Genomic DNA, 15,251 nt, shown 5'->3' with positions numbered 1-15,251 from the left:
GGCGGCGCTCGCCCTTCGTGTCGCTCACCGCGATGCGTAGGGTGCCGGCCGCGTCGTCCTGCGTCAGCACCAGTAGGAAGTCACGCCCCTGGACGCGGCCGTGCAGCGCCGCGTTCGCCGCCAGCTCCGCGACGACGTGTTCGGCCCGCTCGATGACCCGGGGTGACAGGTCCCAGGCGGTCAGCCGTTCCATGGCCAGGAGCCGGGCCAGACGGGCGCCGCGGCGGGTGGAAGAGCTGCTGCGCGAACGTGCGTACGGTGGCGCAGGACTGGGGCGTCGTGGTGTGCATGGGGCAACCGTGGCGGTCGGACGGGGATGCGTTCCAGCAGTGTGGCACGTAGGGTGCGTCAGTCTACGTGCACTTTCTGTGGATTGTACGGGGATCTGTCCATCACTCTGGGTGCTGTCGATCGCGGAGAAACCGCTGAGGACGTACGCACCTGGAGGTGGCCGCGTATGGCGGAGAGCAGCGACGTGACAGCTTGCGCCAGGGAGCGCGAGCCCGCCCCTTCCGGCAGTCTGCGGACCTTCGGCGCCGTCGTCCAAGCCTTCCGTGAGCACGCGGGGCTCAGTCGGGTGGACTTGGGGGTGCGGGTCCAGTTCTCCAAACACACGGTGGAATCAGTTGAGCTGGGGAGGCGGATACCCGATGAGTCGTTCGTAAAGCGGGCGGAGGAGGCGCTGGGGAACACCGGCGCGCTACGGAAGGCGGCCGGGCATCTGACGCGGGGCGGTTCCGGCGGTGGGCCCGGCTGGAACGTGTCGGTCAGCGTCGTGCCGGTCGCGCCTTCCGGGGTGAAATGGGCGATCAGTTCGGCGTACGCCTTGCCGGCATCGTCCACCGGGGCGGCATCACGGGCGATCGCCTCGGGCAGTTTGGCATCCTGCCAAACGGTGATCTCGTCCACCTCGCCCGGAAAGTAGTCGACATAGGTGCTGTCAGGACGCGATTGATGGACCCAGGGGCGAGCGGGCGGCCGGTCTTCGGCGACGGGGTTTCGGTCAAGTGCGCCACGTACTCGGTGACAGTCTCCGGGTAGCAGGGAGCGGCCGCCGACCGACGCTCGCGCACCAGGCAGTGAAGGCGGCCATGTCGGCGGAATACAGCAGGCGGGTGGATTCGGTCAGCTGTCGGTCGGTCTCGGCGGTCCCCACGGCTATGTGCTGAGGGCCAGAGCCTGGGGCGCGGAGGCTTGTCACGCTGCTCATCGTAGGGCGGCCCGACACCCCGCCGACCCGGACGTCATGGCGGGTGCTCCCACGAGGTGGGCGCAGGCTCAACCCGTGACACGGCGCCCGTCTACGACAGAGGACCCGCGTCCACAAGGTGCGGGTCCTCTTCTGCGTGGCGAGTGGTCAGCCGGAGGACTCGGATGCGCGGCCGGACCCCAGGCTGCGTCGCGAGGCCGGAGACGTCGGGCAGATGACGGTTCACCTCGTCGACCACACGCGGTCGGCGTGCCACAACCGACATCGGACGTTGCGAGGCCACTTCGGCGACAACCCTCCGTGATGGCTGACGGATACTCAGACATCTCTGACGTGTCGTCAGCCATTCAAGATCATCTTGCACGTGCGTTGCACAAGGTGCTGAAAAACAACAGTGATCAGTGGAGGGCTGTGAAAGTGCGTATCCGCAGGTCAGCTGGCATGTTGAGGTGTCGTGCCCCTCACCCTCAAGGGGCACGGCACCCCGCCCGTCAGATGTCCCGGAAGATCTCGATCTGCGCCCCCACCGAGTTCAGTCGCTCCGCCAGCTCCTCGTACCCCCGGTTGATCACATACACGTTCCGCAGAACCGACGTCCCCTCCGCCGCCATCATTGCCAGCAGCACCACCACCGCGGGCCGCAGCGCGGGCGGGCACATCATCTCCGCGGCGCGCCAGCGGGTCGGGCCCTCGACCAGGACGCGGTGCGGGTCCAGCAACTGGAGCCTGCCGCCCAAGCGGTTGAGGTCGGTGAGGTAGATCGCGCGGTTGTCGTAGACCCAGTCGTGGATCAGGGTCTTGCCGTGCGCGGCGGCCGCGATCGCCGCGAAGAAGGGAACGTTGTCGATGTTCAGTCCCGGGAAGGGCATCGGGTGGATCTTGTCGATGGGCGCCTCCAGTTTGGAGGGCCGTACGGTCAGGTCCACCAGGCGGGTCCGGCCGTTGTCGGCGGCGTACTCGGGCGTCCGGTCGCAGTCGACGCCCATCTCCTCCAGCACCGCGAGCTCGATCTCCAGGAACTCGATCGGCACACGACGGATCGTCAGCTCGGACTCCGTCACCACGGCGGCGGCGAGCAGGCTCATCGCCTCGACCGGGTCCTCGGAGGGGGAGTAGTCGACGTCCACGTCGATCTCCGGTACGCCGTGCACGGTGAGCGTCGTCGTGCCGACGCCCTCGACGCGCACCCCGAGTGCCTCCAGGAAGAAGCACAGGTCCTGGACCATGTAGTTGGACGAGGCGTTGCGGATGACGGTCGTGCCGTCGTGACGGGCGGCGGCCAGCAGGGCGTTCTCGGTCACCGTGTCGCCGCGCTCGGTCAGCACGATGGGGCGGCCCGGACGGACCTGGCTGTCGACCTGTGCGTGGTACAGCCCGTCGGTGGCCGCGATCTCCAGGCCGAAGCGGCGCAGCGCGATCATGTGCGGCTCGATGGTCCGCGTGCCGAGGTCGCAGCCGCCGGCGTACGGCAGGGTGAAGCGGTCCATACGGTGCAGGAGCGGGCCGAGGAACATGATGATCGAGCGGGTCCGGCGCGCGGCGTCCGCGTCGATGGCCTCCAGTTCCAGTTCGGCGGGCGGCAGGATCTCGAGGTCGACGCCGTCGTTGATCCAGCGGGTGCGCACCCCGATGGAGTTGAGGACCTCCAGTAGCCGGAAGACCTCCTCGATGCGGGCCACCCGGCGCAGCACGGTGCGCCCCTTGTTGAGCAGGGAGCCGCAGAGCAGCGCGACGCAGGCGTTCTTGCTCGTCTTGACGTCGATGGCACCGGAGAGCCGGCGTCCGCCGACCACTCGCAGATGCATGGGCCCGGAGTAGCCGAGGGACACGATCTCGCTGTCGAGAGCCTCACCGATGCGAGCGATCATCTCAAGGCTGATGTTCTGGTTGCCGCGCTCAATACGGTTGACGGCGCTCTGACTCGTGGCGAGCGCCTCGGCGAGCTGGGTCTGTGTCCAGCCGCGATGCTGACGGGCGTCACGGATGAGCTTGCCGATGCGTGCGAGGTAGTCGTCTTCCATGTCCAGCACGCTATCTCACATATGAGATGAAGATCGTGCCAGGGGTGTGCGCGTCGCGTAACAACACCGTGCCGGGCCGCGAACGGGTGCCTGTGACGAGCATCAGGCGCGCCCCGCGACCCGGCGTGTGATGTTCCGCCGATCGGGTGAGTCAGCTGCGACGGCTGCGCTTCGTCGTCTTGCGCCAGCCGAAGGGCCCGGGCAGGTCCATCGACGTGGTGCGCCTGCCGGTGCTGCTGTGGGTGCGCTTCGGGCCGTGCCGTCCACCGGTCGTGACGGACCACGAGCGACGGTTGATGTTCAGCCGGACGCCCGGCAGGATCTGAAAGCTCTTGCGGAATGTGAGCGGCATCTGCGCCTCCTCTGTCGGGAGTACGGGTATCCCGAAGTGGGCGGGTCATGCGCGCCAACTCTCACGCGCTGGTCCGTATCTACGTCGCGCACGCCCCCCCCGTTGCGATCACGTCGCACCCATGTCGGCGCTCCCGCCGCACCCGCGCCCGGCCGTACCCGCGCTTCCGCCCTCGCCCCCCGCCCCGTCGATCCGGCGTTCCGGCCGGCGGCGAGCGGCCCCGGCCCTCAACCCTCAGCCCCCGGCCGCCATACGGGCCGGCGGTCCCGCTTCCGTCCTGACGTCACGTCAGCCGACCGGGTCCGGTACCCGCAGTGCGTTGGCCAGGGGGGCCACCACGTGCCAACCCGTCGCCTCGTACAGGAACCTGCCCTCCGCCGTCGACGCCAGCAGGCCCACGGTCGCCCCCCGCTCGGCTGCGGCGTCGACGAGCGTGTGCATGATTACGCGGCCCAGCCCGCGGCGCCGGTGCGCGGAATGGGTCTCGATCTTGTCGACGACCGCGGTGGTCCCGTCGACGGAGGTCTGGCCCCGTGCGGCGACCGTGCCGTCGGGGGCGTGTACCCGTGCGTGGACGACACCGGAATCCGTCCAGGTGCGGAGCCGGTATCCACGGGGGAGGCAAGGAGGCGGAGCGGGAGTGCGGGCGCTGTTGGTGTCTAAGGCGATGGACATCAAGAACCCCGGCGCTCCGGAAAGGGACCAGCCCGGCGCTATCCAGGAAGCGAGCGACTCCGCCGGCACGAAGGCCTTGAGCCAGACGCCGGGGCCGGTGGCGCCTCCGGTGAGTTCGCGCACGGTCGCCTCGTCGGCGGTGGGCAGGACGTGGCTCATGACGTGCCCAGGCAGTCCGAGGGACACGGTGAAGCCCCAGGGCAGGGCGGCCGGTTCGACGGCGCCTCGCGACAGGGCCCATCCGTGGACCCATGCCCGTACGGCCTCGGAGGTGTTGGTGAAGTGCACGGCGCCTTCCAGGGCGGTGGTCGTCATCTGCCTGTGCCTGTCGCGTCTCTCTGTATCTGTCGCACCGGGCGCGTGAAGCGATGCGCTCGGTGACCGCTCGTCACGCTGAGGTGCGCGAGTCCGGCGTCTCCGTGAGGACGCGGCCCCCGCCGGTGTTCGGCAAGATCCGTCCGGCCCTGGTCGCGGCCGTGCGTCATCGCGGAGTGGCGCCGGACACGGACGCCCGGGCATGACCGCACGGCGGCGATGTACTAGAGTTATCTCGACATCGAGATATCTGCCGAAGCGCACCGCAGCCGCCGCTCGGTAAGGGTTACCTAACTAAGCCTTACCTTAGCGGATGGTGGGGGCCGCAGGCGGCGCCGGCCGCACATGAGGCGCGGCGCGGTTGAACGCGCACATTGAAGAAGGAGACTGTCGTGTCGGCGAACAGCTTCGACGCCCGCAGCACGCTGCGCGTGGGCGACGAGTCGTACGAGATCTTCAAGCTGGACAAGGTCGAGGGCTCCGCGCGCCTCCCTTACAGCCTGAAGGTGCTGCTGGAGAACCTGCTCCGCACCGAGGACGGCGCGAACATCACCGCCGACCACATCCGGGCGCTGGGCGGATGGGACTCGCAGGCCCAGCCCAGCCAGGAGATCCAGTTCACGCCGGCCCGCGTGATCATGCAGGACTTCACGGGCGTCCCCTGTGTAGTGGACCTCGCCACCATGCGTGAGGCCGTCAAGGAGCTCGGCGGCGACCCGGCGAAGATCAACCCGCTGGCCCCGGCCGAGCTGGTCATCGACCACTCCGTCATCGCCGACAAGTTCGGCACCAACGACGCGTTCTCCCAGAACGTCGAGCTGGAGTACGGCCGCAACAAGGAGCGCTACCAGTTCCTGCGCTGGGGCCAGACCGCCTTCGACGAGTTCAAGGTCGTCCCCCCGGGCACCGGCATCGTCCACCAGGTCAACATCGAGCACCTGGCCCGCACCGTCATGGTCCGCAACGGCCAGGCGTACCCCGACACCCTCGTCGGCACCGACTCGCACACCACCATGGTCAACGGCCTCGGTGTGCTGGGCTGGGGCGTCGGCGGCATCGAGGCCGAGGCCGCGATGCTCGGCCAGCCGGTCTCCATGCTCATCCCGCGCGTCGTCGGCTTCAAGCTGACCGGCGAGCTCCCGGCCGGCACGACCGCCACCGACCTCGTGCTGACCATCACCGAGATGCTCCGCAAGCACGGCGTCGTCGGCAAGTTCGTCGAGTTCTACGGTGAGGGCGTCGCCGCCACCTCCCTCGCGAACCGCGCCACCATCGGCAACATGTCCCCGGAGTTCGGCTCCACCGCCGCGATCTTCCCGATCGACGACGAGACGCTGAAGTACCTGCGCCTGACCGGCCGCGACGCGCAGCAGGTCGCGCTCGTCGAGGCGTACGCCAAGGAGCAGGGCCTCTGGCTCGACCCGGCCGCCGAGCCCGACTTCTCCGAGAAGCTGGAGCTCGACCTCTCCACGGTCGTCCCGTCCATCGCCGGCCCGAAGCGCCCGCAGGACCGCATCGTCCTCGCGAACGCCAAGGCGCAGTTCGCCCAGGACGTCCGCAACTACGTCGCCGACGACGAGGAGGCGGGCAAGGAGTCCTTCCCGGCCTCCGACTCCCCGGCCGCCTCCAACGGCGTCCCGTCGAACCCGGTCACGGTCACGGCCGCCGACGGCACCTCGTACGAGCTCGACCACGGCGCCGTCACCGTCGCCGCGATCACCTCCTGCACCAACACCTCGAACCCGTACGTCATGGTCGCCGCGGCGCTCGTGGCGAAGAAGGCGGTCGAGAAGGGCCTGACCCGCAAGCCGTGGGTCAAGACCACCCTCGCCCCGGGCTCGAAGGTCGTCACCGACTACTTCGACAAGGCGGGCCTGACCCCGTACCTCGACAAGGTCGGCTTCAACCTCGTCGGCTACGGCTGCACCACCTGCATCGGCAACTCCGGCCCGCTGCCGGAAGAGGTCTCCAAGGCGGTCAACGACCACGACCTGGCCGTCACCTCGGTGCTCTCCGGCAACCGCAACTTCGAGGGCCGGATCAACCCCGACGTCAAGATGAACTACCTGGCGTCCCCGCCGCTGGTCGTCGCGTACGCCATCGCCGGCTCGATGAAGGTCGACATCACCAAGGACGCCCTCGGCGTCGACCAGGACGGCAAGCCCGTCTTCCTCCAGGACATCTGGCCCTCCGAGGCCGAGGTCAACGACGTCGTCGCCAACTCCATCGGCGAGGACATGTTCAACAAGTCCTACCAGGACGTCTTCGCGGGCGACGCCCAGTGGCAGGCGCTGCCGATCCCGACCGGCAACACCTTCGAGTGGGACTCCGAGTCCACCTACGTGCGCAAGCCCCCGTACTTCGAGGGCATGACGATGGAGACGACCCCGGTCGAGGACATCACCGGCGCCCGTGTGCTGGCCAAGCTCGGTGACTCCGTCACCACCGACCACATCTCCCCGGCCGGTGCGATCAAGGCCGACACCCCGGCCGGCAAGTACCTCACGGAGCACGGCATCGAGCGCCGTGACTTCAACTCCTACGGCTCGCGCCGTGGCAACCACGAGGTCATGATCCGCGGCACGTTCGCCAACATCCGCCTGCGCAACCAGATCGCGCCGGGCACCGAGGGCGGCTTCACCCGCGACTTCACGAAGGACGACGCCCCGGTGTCGTTCATCTACGACGCCTCCCAGAACTACCAGGCCGCGGGCACCCCGCTCGTCATCCTGGCGGGCAAGGAGTACGGCTCCGGCTCGTCCCGCGACTGGGCCGCCAAGGGCACCGCGCTCCTGGGCGTCAAGGCCGTCATCGCCGAGTCCTACGAGCGCATCCACCGCTCGAACCTCATCGGCATGGGCGTCCTCCCGCTGCAGTTCCCGGAGGGCCAGACCGCCGAGTCCCTCGGCCTGACCGGCGAGGAGACCTTCTCCTTCACCGGCGTGACCGAGCTGAACGACGGCAGCACGCCGCGCACGGTCAAGGTCACCACCGACACCGGTGTGGAGTTCGACGGCGTCGTCCGCATCGACACCCCCGGTGAGGCGGACTACTACCGCAACGGCGGCATCCTGCAGTACGTGCTCCGCAGCCTGATCCGCAAGTAGAGGCACCGCGAAGTGAGCGAGGGCCGCACCCCCCGGGTGCGGCCCTTCGCCGTTAGGGTCGAAGGCCTGATGAAGAACAACCTCGCCTCTCCCGCAGCCAAAGCCGGGCACGAGTCCGTGCGGCGCCACAACCTGAGCCTCGTCCTGCGGACCGTGCGCGACGAGGGCGAGGTCACCCGGGCCAGGGTGGCGAGCCTCGTGGGGCTCACCAGGGCCGCCGTCTCCTCCCTCGTCGAGGAACTCCTCGCCCTGGACTGCCTCAGCGAGTCCGGCAAGACCTCCAGCGGCTCGGCGGGGCGCCCCGGCACCGTGCTGAAGCTCTCCAGGACCGGCCCGGCGGGACTCGGGGTGGAGATCAACATCGACTACGTGTCGGTGTGCGCGGTCGACCTCACCGGTACGGACCGGGTCCGGGTCACGGAACACACGGATCACCGCAACGTCCCGCCCGCCGAGGCCCTGGCGCACGCCGCCCGGCTCACCAGCCGGGTCATCGCCTCCACCCAGGAGCAGGAACTGCGCGTGGTCGGCGTCGAGTTGGCGCTTCCCGGCCTCGTGTCCGGCGGCGTCGTCCGGCAGGCACCCAACCTGGGATGGAGCAGGGTCGCAGCCGAGGGGATCTTCGGGCAGGCGCTGAGCACGCTGCGCCCGGCCGGCCGGGCGCTCGCGGTCGGCTCCGACAACGAGGCGAACCTGGCGGCGCTGGCCGAGCTCTGGTTCGGCGGGCTCGACGGCGTACGCACCTTCCTCTATCTCACCGGCGAGATCGGGGTCGGCGGCGCACTCGTCGTGAACGGCGAGATGCTGCGGGGCGCACACGGCTTCGCGGGCGAGATCGGGCACGTCGTCGTCGACCCGGAGGGCCCGCTCTGCCGTTGCGGGGCGCACGGCTGCCTGGAGCAGTACGCGGGCAGGGCGGCCCTGCTGCGGACGGCGGGGATCGACTCCGCCACGGGGCTGCGGGGGATCGCCGAGCTGGAACAGCGGGCCGCGGCCGGGGAGACGCGCGCCGTCACCGCGCTGAGCGAGGCGGGGGACCGGCTGGGCGTGGTCCTGGCGGGCGCGGTCAACCTCTTCGACCCCGAGGCGGTCGTGCTGGGCGGGATCTACCGCAACCTGATGCCGTGGTTGGAGGGGCCGGCCGACGCCCAGCTCACCCGCCGGGTGGTCTCGGGCCGCTGGCACGAGAACGGGAGCCGACTGAGGGCTTCATCGGTCTCCGGCGACGCGGCGCGGGGTGCGGCGGCCAGGGTGGTACAGGACGTGCTGGGCAATCCGGCGGCTTACGCGACGAGGTGACGTTCCGTCAGTCGTCCGCCTCCTTACGCCGCGGCCGTCGCCGCCGCATTCCCGAGCAGCGGTCCGCGCCGTCAGCCGGACCGTCGCAGCCCCCGACGGTCCGCCCAGGCGGATATCGCGGCGGCGATCTCCGTGGGGCGGTCCTCCTGGGCGTGGTGGCCCGCGGTCCCGCAGTGGACCGTTTCGAGCGCGGCCATGTGCGTGGCGCACCACCGGGCCGTGTCCGGCCCGATCAGCAGCGTCGGCGATCCCTCGAAGGTCATGAGCAGCTTCGGGACGTCCTCGCTCCTCGCGAGCCATGCGTCGTACGCCTCGATGCGGGCGACGAGCCCGGCGGGGTCGCCGCCGAGCGGGATCTGGCGGGCCCACGCGAGCAGGGGCCGACGGCTCCGGGCATCCGGGAAGGGCGCCAGGTAGTGAGCCAGCGCGGCTTCGTCCAACGGATTCAGCACGCCTCCGGTGAAGGCCTGCCGGATGAACACGTCGTCGTCCAGGACCAGTTCCTCGCCCCTGCCGGGGGTCCGGATCGTCTCGGAGCGCCTGCGGGCCTGAGGGGAGAGGTCGGCCCAGGCCATGGGCTTGACGATGGACTCGAGGAAGGCGATGCCCAGCACGCGGCCGGGATGGCGGGTCGCCCAGTCGAAGGCGAGCGCACCGCCCCAGTCGTGGCCGACCAGGACCACGCGGTCGAGACCGAGCGCGTCGAACCAGGCGTCGAGGTAGCGGGCGTGGTCGTCGAAGCGGTAGGCGATGTCCGGCTTGCCGGATCTCCCCATCCCGATGAGGTCCGGGGCGAGCAGGCGCCCGGCCCCCAGCCCCGGCATGACCTTCCTCCACACGTGCGAGGAGCCCGGGTTGCCGTGGAGGAGGACGAACGCCGTCCCGCTACCGGTGTCCTCGTAGTGCAGGGTCGAGTCGAGTACGCGTAACGCGGGCACGGGGTCTCCTTGTGTCAGGCCGGCGGGCCGAGAGGTGTGTCCAGGAGCGTCGAGAGGTCGCGCACCAGCGCCGCCGTACGCGGGTCGTCCATGCCGCCCAGCGGGGCGAGGAGCCGGTCGTGCAGCGCGCGGACCGTGCGCATCGCCGGGCCGATGGTGCGGTGGCCGTCGGCCGTCAGCCCGAGCCGCACGACACGGGTGTCCGCAGTGTCACGTTCCCGCCGGACGAGACCCGATCTCTCCAGTGAACGTGCCAGCTTCGAGACGTAGAGCGCCTCCAGTCCGGTGTGGTCGGCGAGTTGTCGCTGACTCGGCAGCAGACCGGCTCGTTCCATGCCGAACAGGGATGACAGGACCACGTACTGAGCATGCGTCAGGTGTAGTGGAGCCAGGGCCTGATCCACGGCGACCCGCCACTTGATCGACAGCCGCCAGACCAGATACCCGGGCGTCATCCCCCGCGTTCCCTCGTTCATGGGGAACAATGTACATAGCTACCATGTCCATGGCTACTAAATTTCGAGCCTGCGAACCCCGGCGAAACGCCACCGGGGGCGTACGCGCCGGACCGCACGCGTACGCCCCCGGTGGGGAGTTGACGATCAGGCCCGGTGGGCCGCGATCAGTTGCTGGTACCAGCGGTAGCTGTCCTTCGGCGTGCGCTCCAGGGTGTCGTAGTCGACCCGGATGATCCCGAACCGCTTGGCGTAGCCCAGCGCCCACTCGAAGTTGTCCAGCAGCGACCACACGTAGTACCCGCGGACGTCGACCCCGGCGTCCATGGCCGCCCGGAGTGCCGTCAGGTGGGTGCGCAGGTACTCCACGCGGTCCGCGTCCTGAACGGAGCCGTCCGCCTCGACGCTGTCGAACTCCGCCGAGCCGTTCTCCGTGATGTGCACGGGCGGCAGGGCGTCGCCGTACGTCTGCTTCAGCGCGGTCAGCAGATCGGTGAAGGACTCCGGGACGACCGGCCAGCCCATGGCCGTCCTGCGGACGTCCGGGTACTGGCCCTCCGCGTAGCGGTTGTCCGTGGCCACCCGCAGCGCAGGGTCGGCCTCGCGGTGCGGGGCCGCGCCGACGACGATCGGCCGGTAGTAGTTGATGCCGAGGAAGTCCATCGGCTGGGAGATCAGCTCCAGGTCGCCCTCACGGCGGAAGTCCTGGCCCGTGATCAGCTCGCCCCAGGTCTCCTCCTCGGTGGCCGGGTAGCGGCCCGCGAGGAGGGGCTCCGTCCACACCAGGTTGTGCTGGGTGTCCGCCCGCACGACCGCGGCGAGGTCGGCGTCCGACTCGGTGGCCGGGACGTTGCGGTCCAGGTTCAGCGTGATGCCGGCCTCCCGGACACCCGCCGCGCGCAGCGCGTTCATCGCGTGTCCGTGCCCGACCAGCAGGTGGTGCGCGGCCGCGAGTGCCCCGCGGCCCTCCTGGGCGCCCGGTGCGTGCCGGCCCACCGAGTAGCCCAGGAACGCGCTGCACCATGGCTCGTTGAGCGTGATCCAGCGCGGCACCCGGTCGCCGAGGTGCTCGGCGACGATCGCCGTGTACTCGCCGAAGCGCTCCGCCGTCTCCCGCACACGCCAGCCGCCCTTGTCCTCCAGGGCCTGCGGCAGGTCCCAGTGGTAGAGGGTGGCGGCCGGCTCGATGCCCGCCTCCAGCAGCGAGTCGACGAGCCGGGAGTAGAAGTCGAGCCCCTTGGGGTTCACCGCGCCGCTGCCCGTGGCCTGGATGCGGGACCAGGCGATCGAGAAGCGGTACGACTCGACGCCCAGGTCGCGCAGCAGCGCCACGTCCTCCGGATAGCGGTGGTAGTGGTCGCAGGCGACGTCGCCCGTGTCGCCGCCGTCCGTCCGGCCGGGTGTGTGGCTGTAGGTGTCCCAGATGGACGGGCCGCGGCCGTCCTCCTCCACGGCACCCTCGATCTGGTACGAGGCCGTGGCCGCGCCGAAGACGAATCCGGGCGGGAAGACCGGGAAGTCAGTCATGGGAACCCTTACTTGACCGAGCCGCCGGTGATCCCGGCGGCGATGTACTTCTGGGACAGGACGAGGAGCACCGCGGCCGGCACGGCGGACAGCACGGAGGCGGCCATGACCGAACCCCAGTCGCCGACGTGCGCCCCGATGTACTGGTAGATGCCCAGCGTGATCGGCTTGACGTCGTCCGTCGTGTTCAGCGTGAGCGCGAACATGAAGTCGCTCCACGCGTAGAGGAACGAGAACAGTCCGGCGGTGATCAGGGAGTTGCGGCTCATCGGCAGGACGACCTGGACGAACGTGCGGATGCGGCCCGCTCCGTCGACCTCGGCCGCCTCGATGACCTCGCGCGGGATGGACACCATGAACGAGCGCATCAGCACGATCGCGAAGGGGATGCCCAGCGAGGCGTCCGCGAGCATCAGGCCGAAGTAGGAGTTGACCAGGCCGAGATCCACGTAGGCGCTGTACAGGGCGTTCGCGATGACGATGCCCGGGACCATCTGCGTGATGAGCGTCCCGAAGACGATCGTCCGGGCGCCGGGCAGCTTGAACTGTGCCAGCCCGTAGGCCGCCGGCGCGGAGATCACCAGGCAGATGGCCACGGCTCCGAGCGCCACCGCCAGGGAGGTCAGCAGGTTGGTGCCCTGGTCCGTGATCGCCGAGGTGAAGCCGGAGAAGTCGACACCCGTCGGGACGGGGCCCACGTCGACCAGGCTCGCGTCCGGCTGGAGGGCCGTGTTGATCATCCAGTACAGCGGGAACAGCATGACCGCGAGGACCGCTACGCCGAAGACGGTCGCACCCCAGCGGCGCTTCGGCCGGTGTACGGCCGCGGGAGCCGGGGCGGCGGGGATCTGGGTGGTGGTCGCCATGCCGGTCACTTCCCCTCGTTGCGGTTGACCCGCAGGTAGAACACCGCGAAGACGGCGGAGATCAGGATCAGGATGTTGCCGACCACGGCACCGGCCCCGAAGTCCATCTGGACGAAGGAGTTCTGGTAGGTCAGCGTGCCGAGCGTCTGCGTGGAGTCGGCGGGCCCGCCGTCGGTGAGGGCCAGCACCAGGTCGAGGATCTTGACCGTCGACATGAAGCCGAGCACGAGCACCACGGTGATGACGGGCTTGAGCATGGGCAGGGTGACCGAGCGGAACGTACGCCACGCGGACGCACCGTCGAGCGCGGCGGCCTCGCTCAGCTCCTTGGGGACCTCCTGGAGGCCGCCGTAGAGGATCACCATGTTGAACGGGATGCCGATCCAGATGTTGACGAGGACCACGGAGATCAGCGCCATGCTCGTGCTCGTCAGCCAGGGCGTGTCACCCGGCAGGCCGACGGTGCCCAGGAACGAGTTCAGGACCCCGGTGTCCTGGTCGAAGATGCGCCGCCAGACGATGCCCGAGACGACCATGGGGACCAGCCACGGCAGCAGGATCAGCGAGCGGAGGATGCCGTTCAGCGGGAAGCGCCTGGTGAAGAAGACGGCGAGCGCGAGACCGATGGTGAACTGGCCGAGGAGCGATCCGACCGTGAAGAGGATCGTCTGCCACAGGGCCTTGCCGAACAGGCCGTCGCTGAAGACGTTGTCCCAGTTGTCCAGTCCGTTGAACGGCGCCTCACCCGTGAAGAAGGTGGACGGCGAGTAGTCCTGGAAGCTCATCACGATGTTGCGGACGAGCGGGTAGCCGAAGAACAGGGCCATGAAGATCACGGCGGGGGCGATGAAACCCCACTGGGCGAGCGACCTGCGCCGCCTGGTGGTCCGCGGGTTCACGGGCGGCCCGGCCACGGCGGCCGCGGGGGCCTTCGGGTCGGCCGGCAGCGCGGCGGCCGAGGCTGTGGTGGATGACATGGTTCGTTACCTCAGTTCCCGCTCGTGACCTGCTGCTGGGCACGCTTCAGAGCGGCCTCGCTGGACTCCCCGGTGAGCGCGGACTGGAAGGCGCTCTGCAGGGCGAGCGACACGGACGACCACTGCGCACCGACCTTCGCCGTGCGGGACCGTGCCGTGGAGACCTGTCCCGCCAGTGCCGCCAGCTCGGGGGCCTTCGTGCGCCAGACCGCCGCCGCCTTGGTGTTGGCCGGGACCATCCAGCTGTTCAGGGCGTAGGTGATCTGCTCCTGCTCGCCCGCCATGCAGCCGATGATCTTGGCGGCGGTCTTCTCGCGTGCGCTGTCGCCGGTGTTCGGCACGGTCAGCACGCCACCGCCGAGCGGGCCCACGGAGTCGTCGCCCGCTTCGGGGACGGGTATCCCGGCGATGCCCCAGTTGAGCCCCTTCTTGGCGTTCAGGGTCTCGACCTGCCAGGGACCGTTGATCATCATGGCCGCGTTGCCGGCCATGAACTGGTCGTTCACGTCCGCCTGGGTCCAGTTGACCGTCGACTTGGAGAGCGAGCCGTCCTTCAGCAGGCCCTTCCAGTAGTCGAGCGCGCCGGCGACCTCGGGGCTGTCGAGCTTCGTCTCGTCGCCGCCGTTGGACCACATGAACGGGGTGAACTGGAAGACACCGTCCTCCGCGCCGCCCGCGCTGAGCGCCACGCCGTAGCGCTTGCCCTGCGTCAGCTTCTTGGCGGTCGACTGCATCTCGGCCCAGGTCGTGGGCACCGGCAGGCCCGCCTTGGCGAGGGTGTCCTTGTTGTAGAACAGCGCCAGGGTGTTCACGGTGCGTGCGGCCCCGTAGTACTTCCCGCCGTACGAACCGAAGTTGACGATCCCCTCGGGGATGTCCGTCGTGGTCAGCCCGACGTCCTTGAGCGGGATCAGCCCGCCGGCCTCGGCGAACGTCGGCATCTCGGAGGCGTCCAGCTGCAGCACGTCCGGCAGCGACTTCGAGGACGCCATGCGCAGCGCCTTCGTCATCAACTGGGCTGCCGGCACGCTCTGCTGCTCGATGGTGATCCCGAGCTCCTTGCTGCAGCGTTCGAGGGTGTCACCGTCCCAGCGGTGGTACGACTCGTCGGTCGACGAGTTCATGACGGTGAAGACGTCGTCGTCCCGCTGCTGGCCGCATCCCGACAGGACGGTGCCGGCGACGATCGCGGAGACGACGGTGAGGGGGACGACGATCCGCCTGGTACGGCGGCTGCGGCGTCCGGTCCGCCCGTCCGGGGAAGGTTCTGTCACGGTGGTGCCCTTGCGGTGAGAGGGGGGCCGGGACCCATGGGAACGCTCCCACGGGATTTTCGTCAAGCCCCCGCGCGGATCCGGCGGTGTCACGGCGGGGGAGATGCGGTGTCCGGCGGCGTGGCCGCCGGACACGGATGTCAGCGGGTGCCGAGGAGGTGTTCCAGGGCGAGCTGGTCGAGGGCTTCGAAGGCCATGGTGCGTTCGGCGACGGTGGTGGCGTCGAAGTCCTCGT

Annotated in this window: 11 protein-coding genes and 1 pseudogene; 3 read left to right on the top strand and 9 right to left on the bottom strand. The window is 69.5% G+C overall.

The window, feature by feature from the left end; genetic code table 11:
- Positions 1–457 precede the first annotated feature (457 nt).
- Positions 458–762: pseudogene (locus ACFYY2_RS30505) on the top strand (multiprotein-bridging factor 1 family protein); the annotation flags it as partial.
- Between the two features lie 939 nt (positions 763–1,701).
- Here the strand turns inward: ACFYY2_RS30505 and ACFYY2_RS30500 are convergent.
- The 3 genes from ACFYY2_RS30500 to ACFYY2_RS30490 form a co-directional block, all read right to left on the bottom strand.
- A complete protein-coding gene (locus ACFYY2_RS30500) occupies positions 1,702–3,231 on the bottom strand; it encodes a helix-turn-helix domain-containing protein (RefSeq protein ID WP_388748980.1) in 1,530 nt (509 codons plus the stop codon).
- Between the two features lie 151 nt (positions 3,232–3,382).
- Positions 3,383–3,583 carry a DUF4236 domain-containing protein gene (locus tag ACFYY2_RS30495; protein WP_327113347.1) on the bottom strand — a complete coding sequence of 67 codons (201 nt, stop codon included), beginning with the start codon at positions 3,581–3,583 and terminating at the stop codon, positions 3,383–3,385.
- A 288-nt stretch (positions 3,584–3,871) separates the two neighbouring features.
- A complete protein-coding gene (locus ACFYY2_RS30490; protein ID WP_388748978.1) occupies positions 3,872–4,573 on the bottom strand; it encodes a GNAT family N-acetyltransferase in 702 nt (233 codons plus the stop codon).
- Between the two features lie 392 nt (positions 4,574–4,965).
- On the opposite strand from ACFYY2_RS30490, the gene acnA reads away from it, so the two are divergent.
- Together acnA and ACFYY2_RS30480 are read left to right on the top strand one after the other, a co-directional pair.
- The gene (gene acnA / locus ACFYY2_RS30485; RefSeq protein ID WP_388748976.1) at positions 4,966–7,680 is read left to right on the top strand and encodes an aconitate hydratase AcnA; all 2,715 of its coding nucleotides are present in this window, start codon (positions 4,966–4,968) and stop codon (positions 7,678–7,680) included.
- Between the two features lie 69 nt (positions 7,681–7,749).
- A complete protein-coding gene (locus tag ACFYY2_RS30480; protein WP_388748974.1) occupies positions 7,750–8,979 on the top strand; it encodes an ROK family protein in 1,230 nt (409 codons plus the stop codon).
- Between the two features lie 71 nt (positions 8,980–9,050).
- Here the strand turns inward: ACFYY2_RS30480 and ACFYY2_RS30475 are convergent, their stop codons facing one another.
- From ACFYY2_RS30475 to ACFYY2_RS30450, 6 genes are all read right to left on the bottom strand, one after another.
- Complete coding sequence (locus tag ACFYY2_RS30475) at positions 9,051–9,917, bottom strand: haloalkane dehalogenase (protein ID WP_388748972.1); 867 nt, start codon at positions 9,915–9,917, stop codon at positions 9,051–9,053.
- Between the two features lie 14 nt (positions 9,918–9,931).
- Entirely contained in the window at positions 9,932–10,393 is a 462-nt protein-coding gene (locus ACFYY2_RS30470; RefSeq protein ID WP_388748970.1) for a MarR family winged helix-turn-helix transcriptional regulator, read from the bottom strand.
- 126 nt (positions 10,394–10,519) lie between these two features.
- Positions 10,520–11,899, bottom strand: a complete 1,380-nt coding sequence (locus ACFYY2_RS30465) for a GH1 family beta-glucosidase (RefSeq protein WP_388748968.1) — start codon at positions 11,897–11,899, stop codon at positions 10,520–10,522.
- 8 nt (positions 11,900–11,907) lie between these two features.
- Positions 11,908–12,765, bottom strand: a complete 858-nt coding sequence (locus ACFYY2_RS30460; protein WP_388748966.1) for a carbohydrate ABC transporter permease — start codon at positions 12,763–12,765, stop codon at positions 11,908–11,910.
- A 5-nt stretch (positions 12,766–12,770) separates the two neighbouring features.
- Positions 12,771–13,742, bottom strand: a complete 972-nt coding sequence (locus tag ACFYY2_RS30455; protein ID WP_388748965.1) for a carbohydrate ABC transporter permease — start codon at positions 13,740–13,742, stop codon at positions 12,771–12,773.
- Positions 13,743–13,753: 11 nt separating this feature from the next.
- The gene (locus ACFYY2_RS30450; RefSeq protein WP_388748962.1) at positions 13,754–15,016 is read right to left on the bottom strand and encodes an ABC transporter substrate-binding protein; all 1,263 of its coding nucleotides are present in this window, start codon (positions 15,014–15,016) and stop codon (positions 13,754–13,756) included.
- Between the last annotated feature and the right edge of the window lie 235 nt (positions 15,017–15,251).

This window comes from Streptomyces sp. NPDC001822, from assembly GCF_042892135.1.
In the GTDB taxonomy this organism is placed as follows: Bacteria; Actinomycetota; Actinomycetes; order Streptomycetales; family Streptomycetaceae; genus Streptomyces.
Note: the sequence above shows the minus strand (reverse complement) of the source record. Positions and strands in the feature narration are given on the sequence as shown.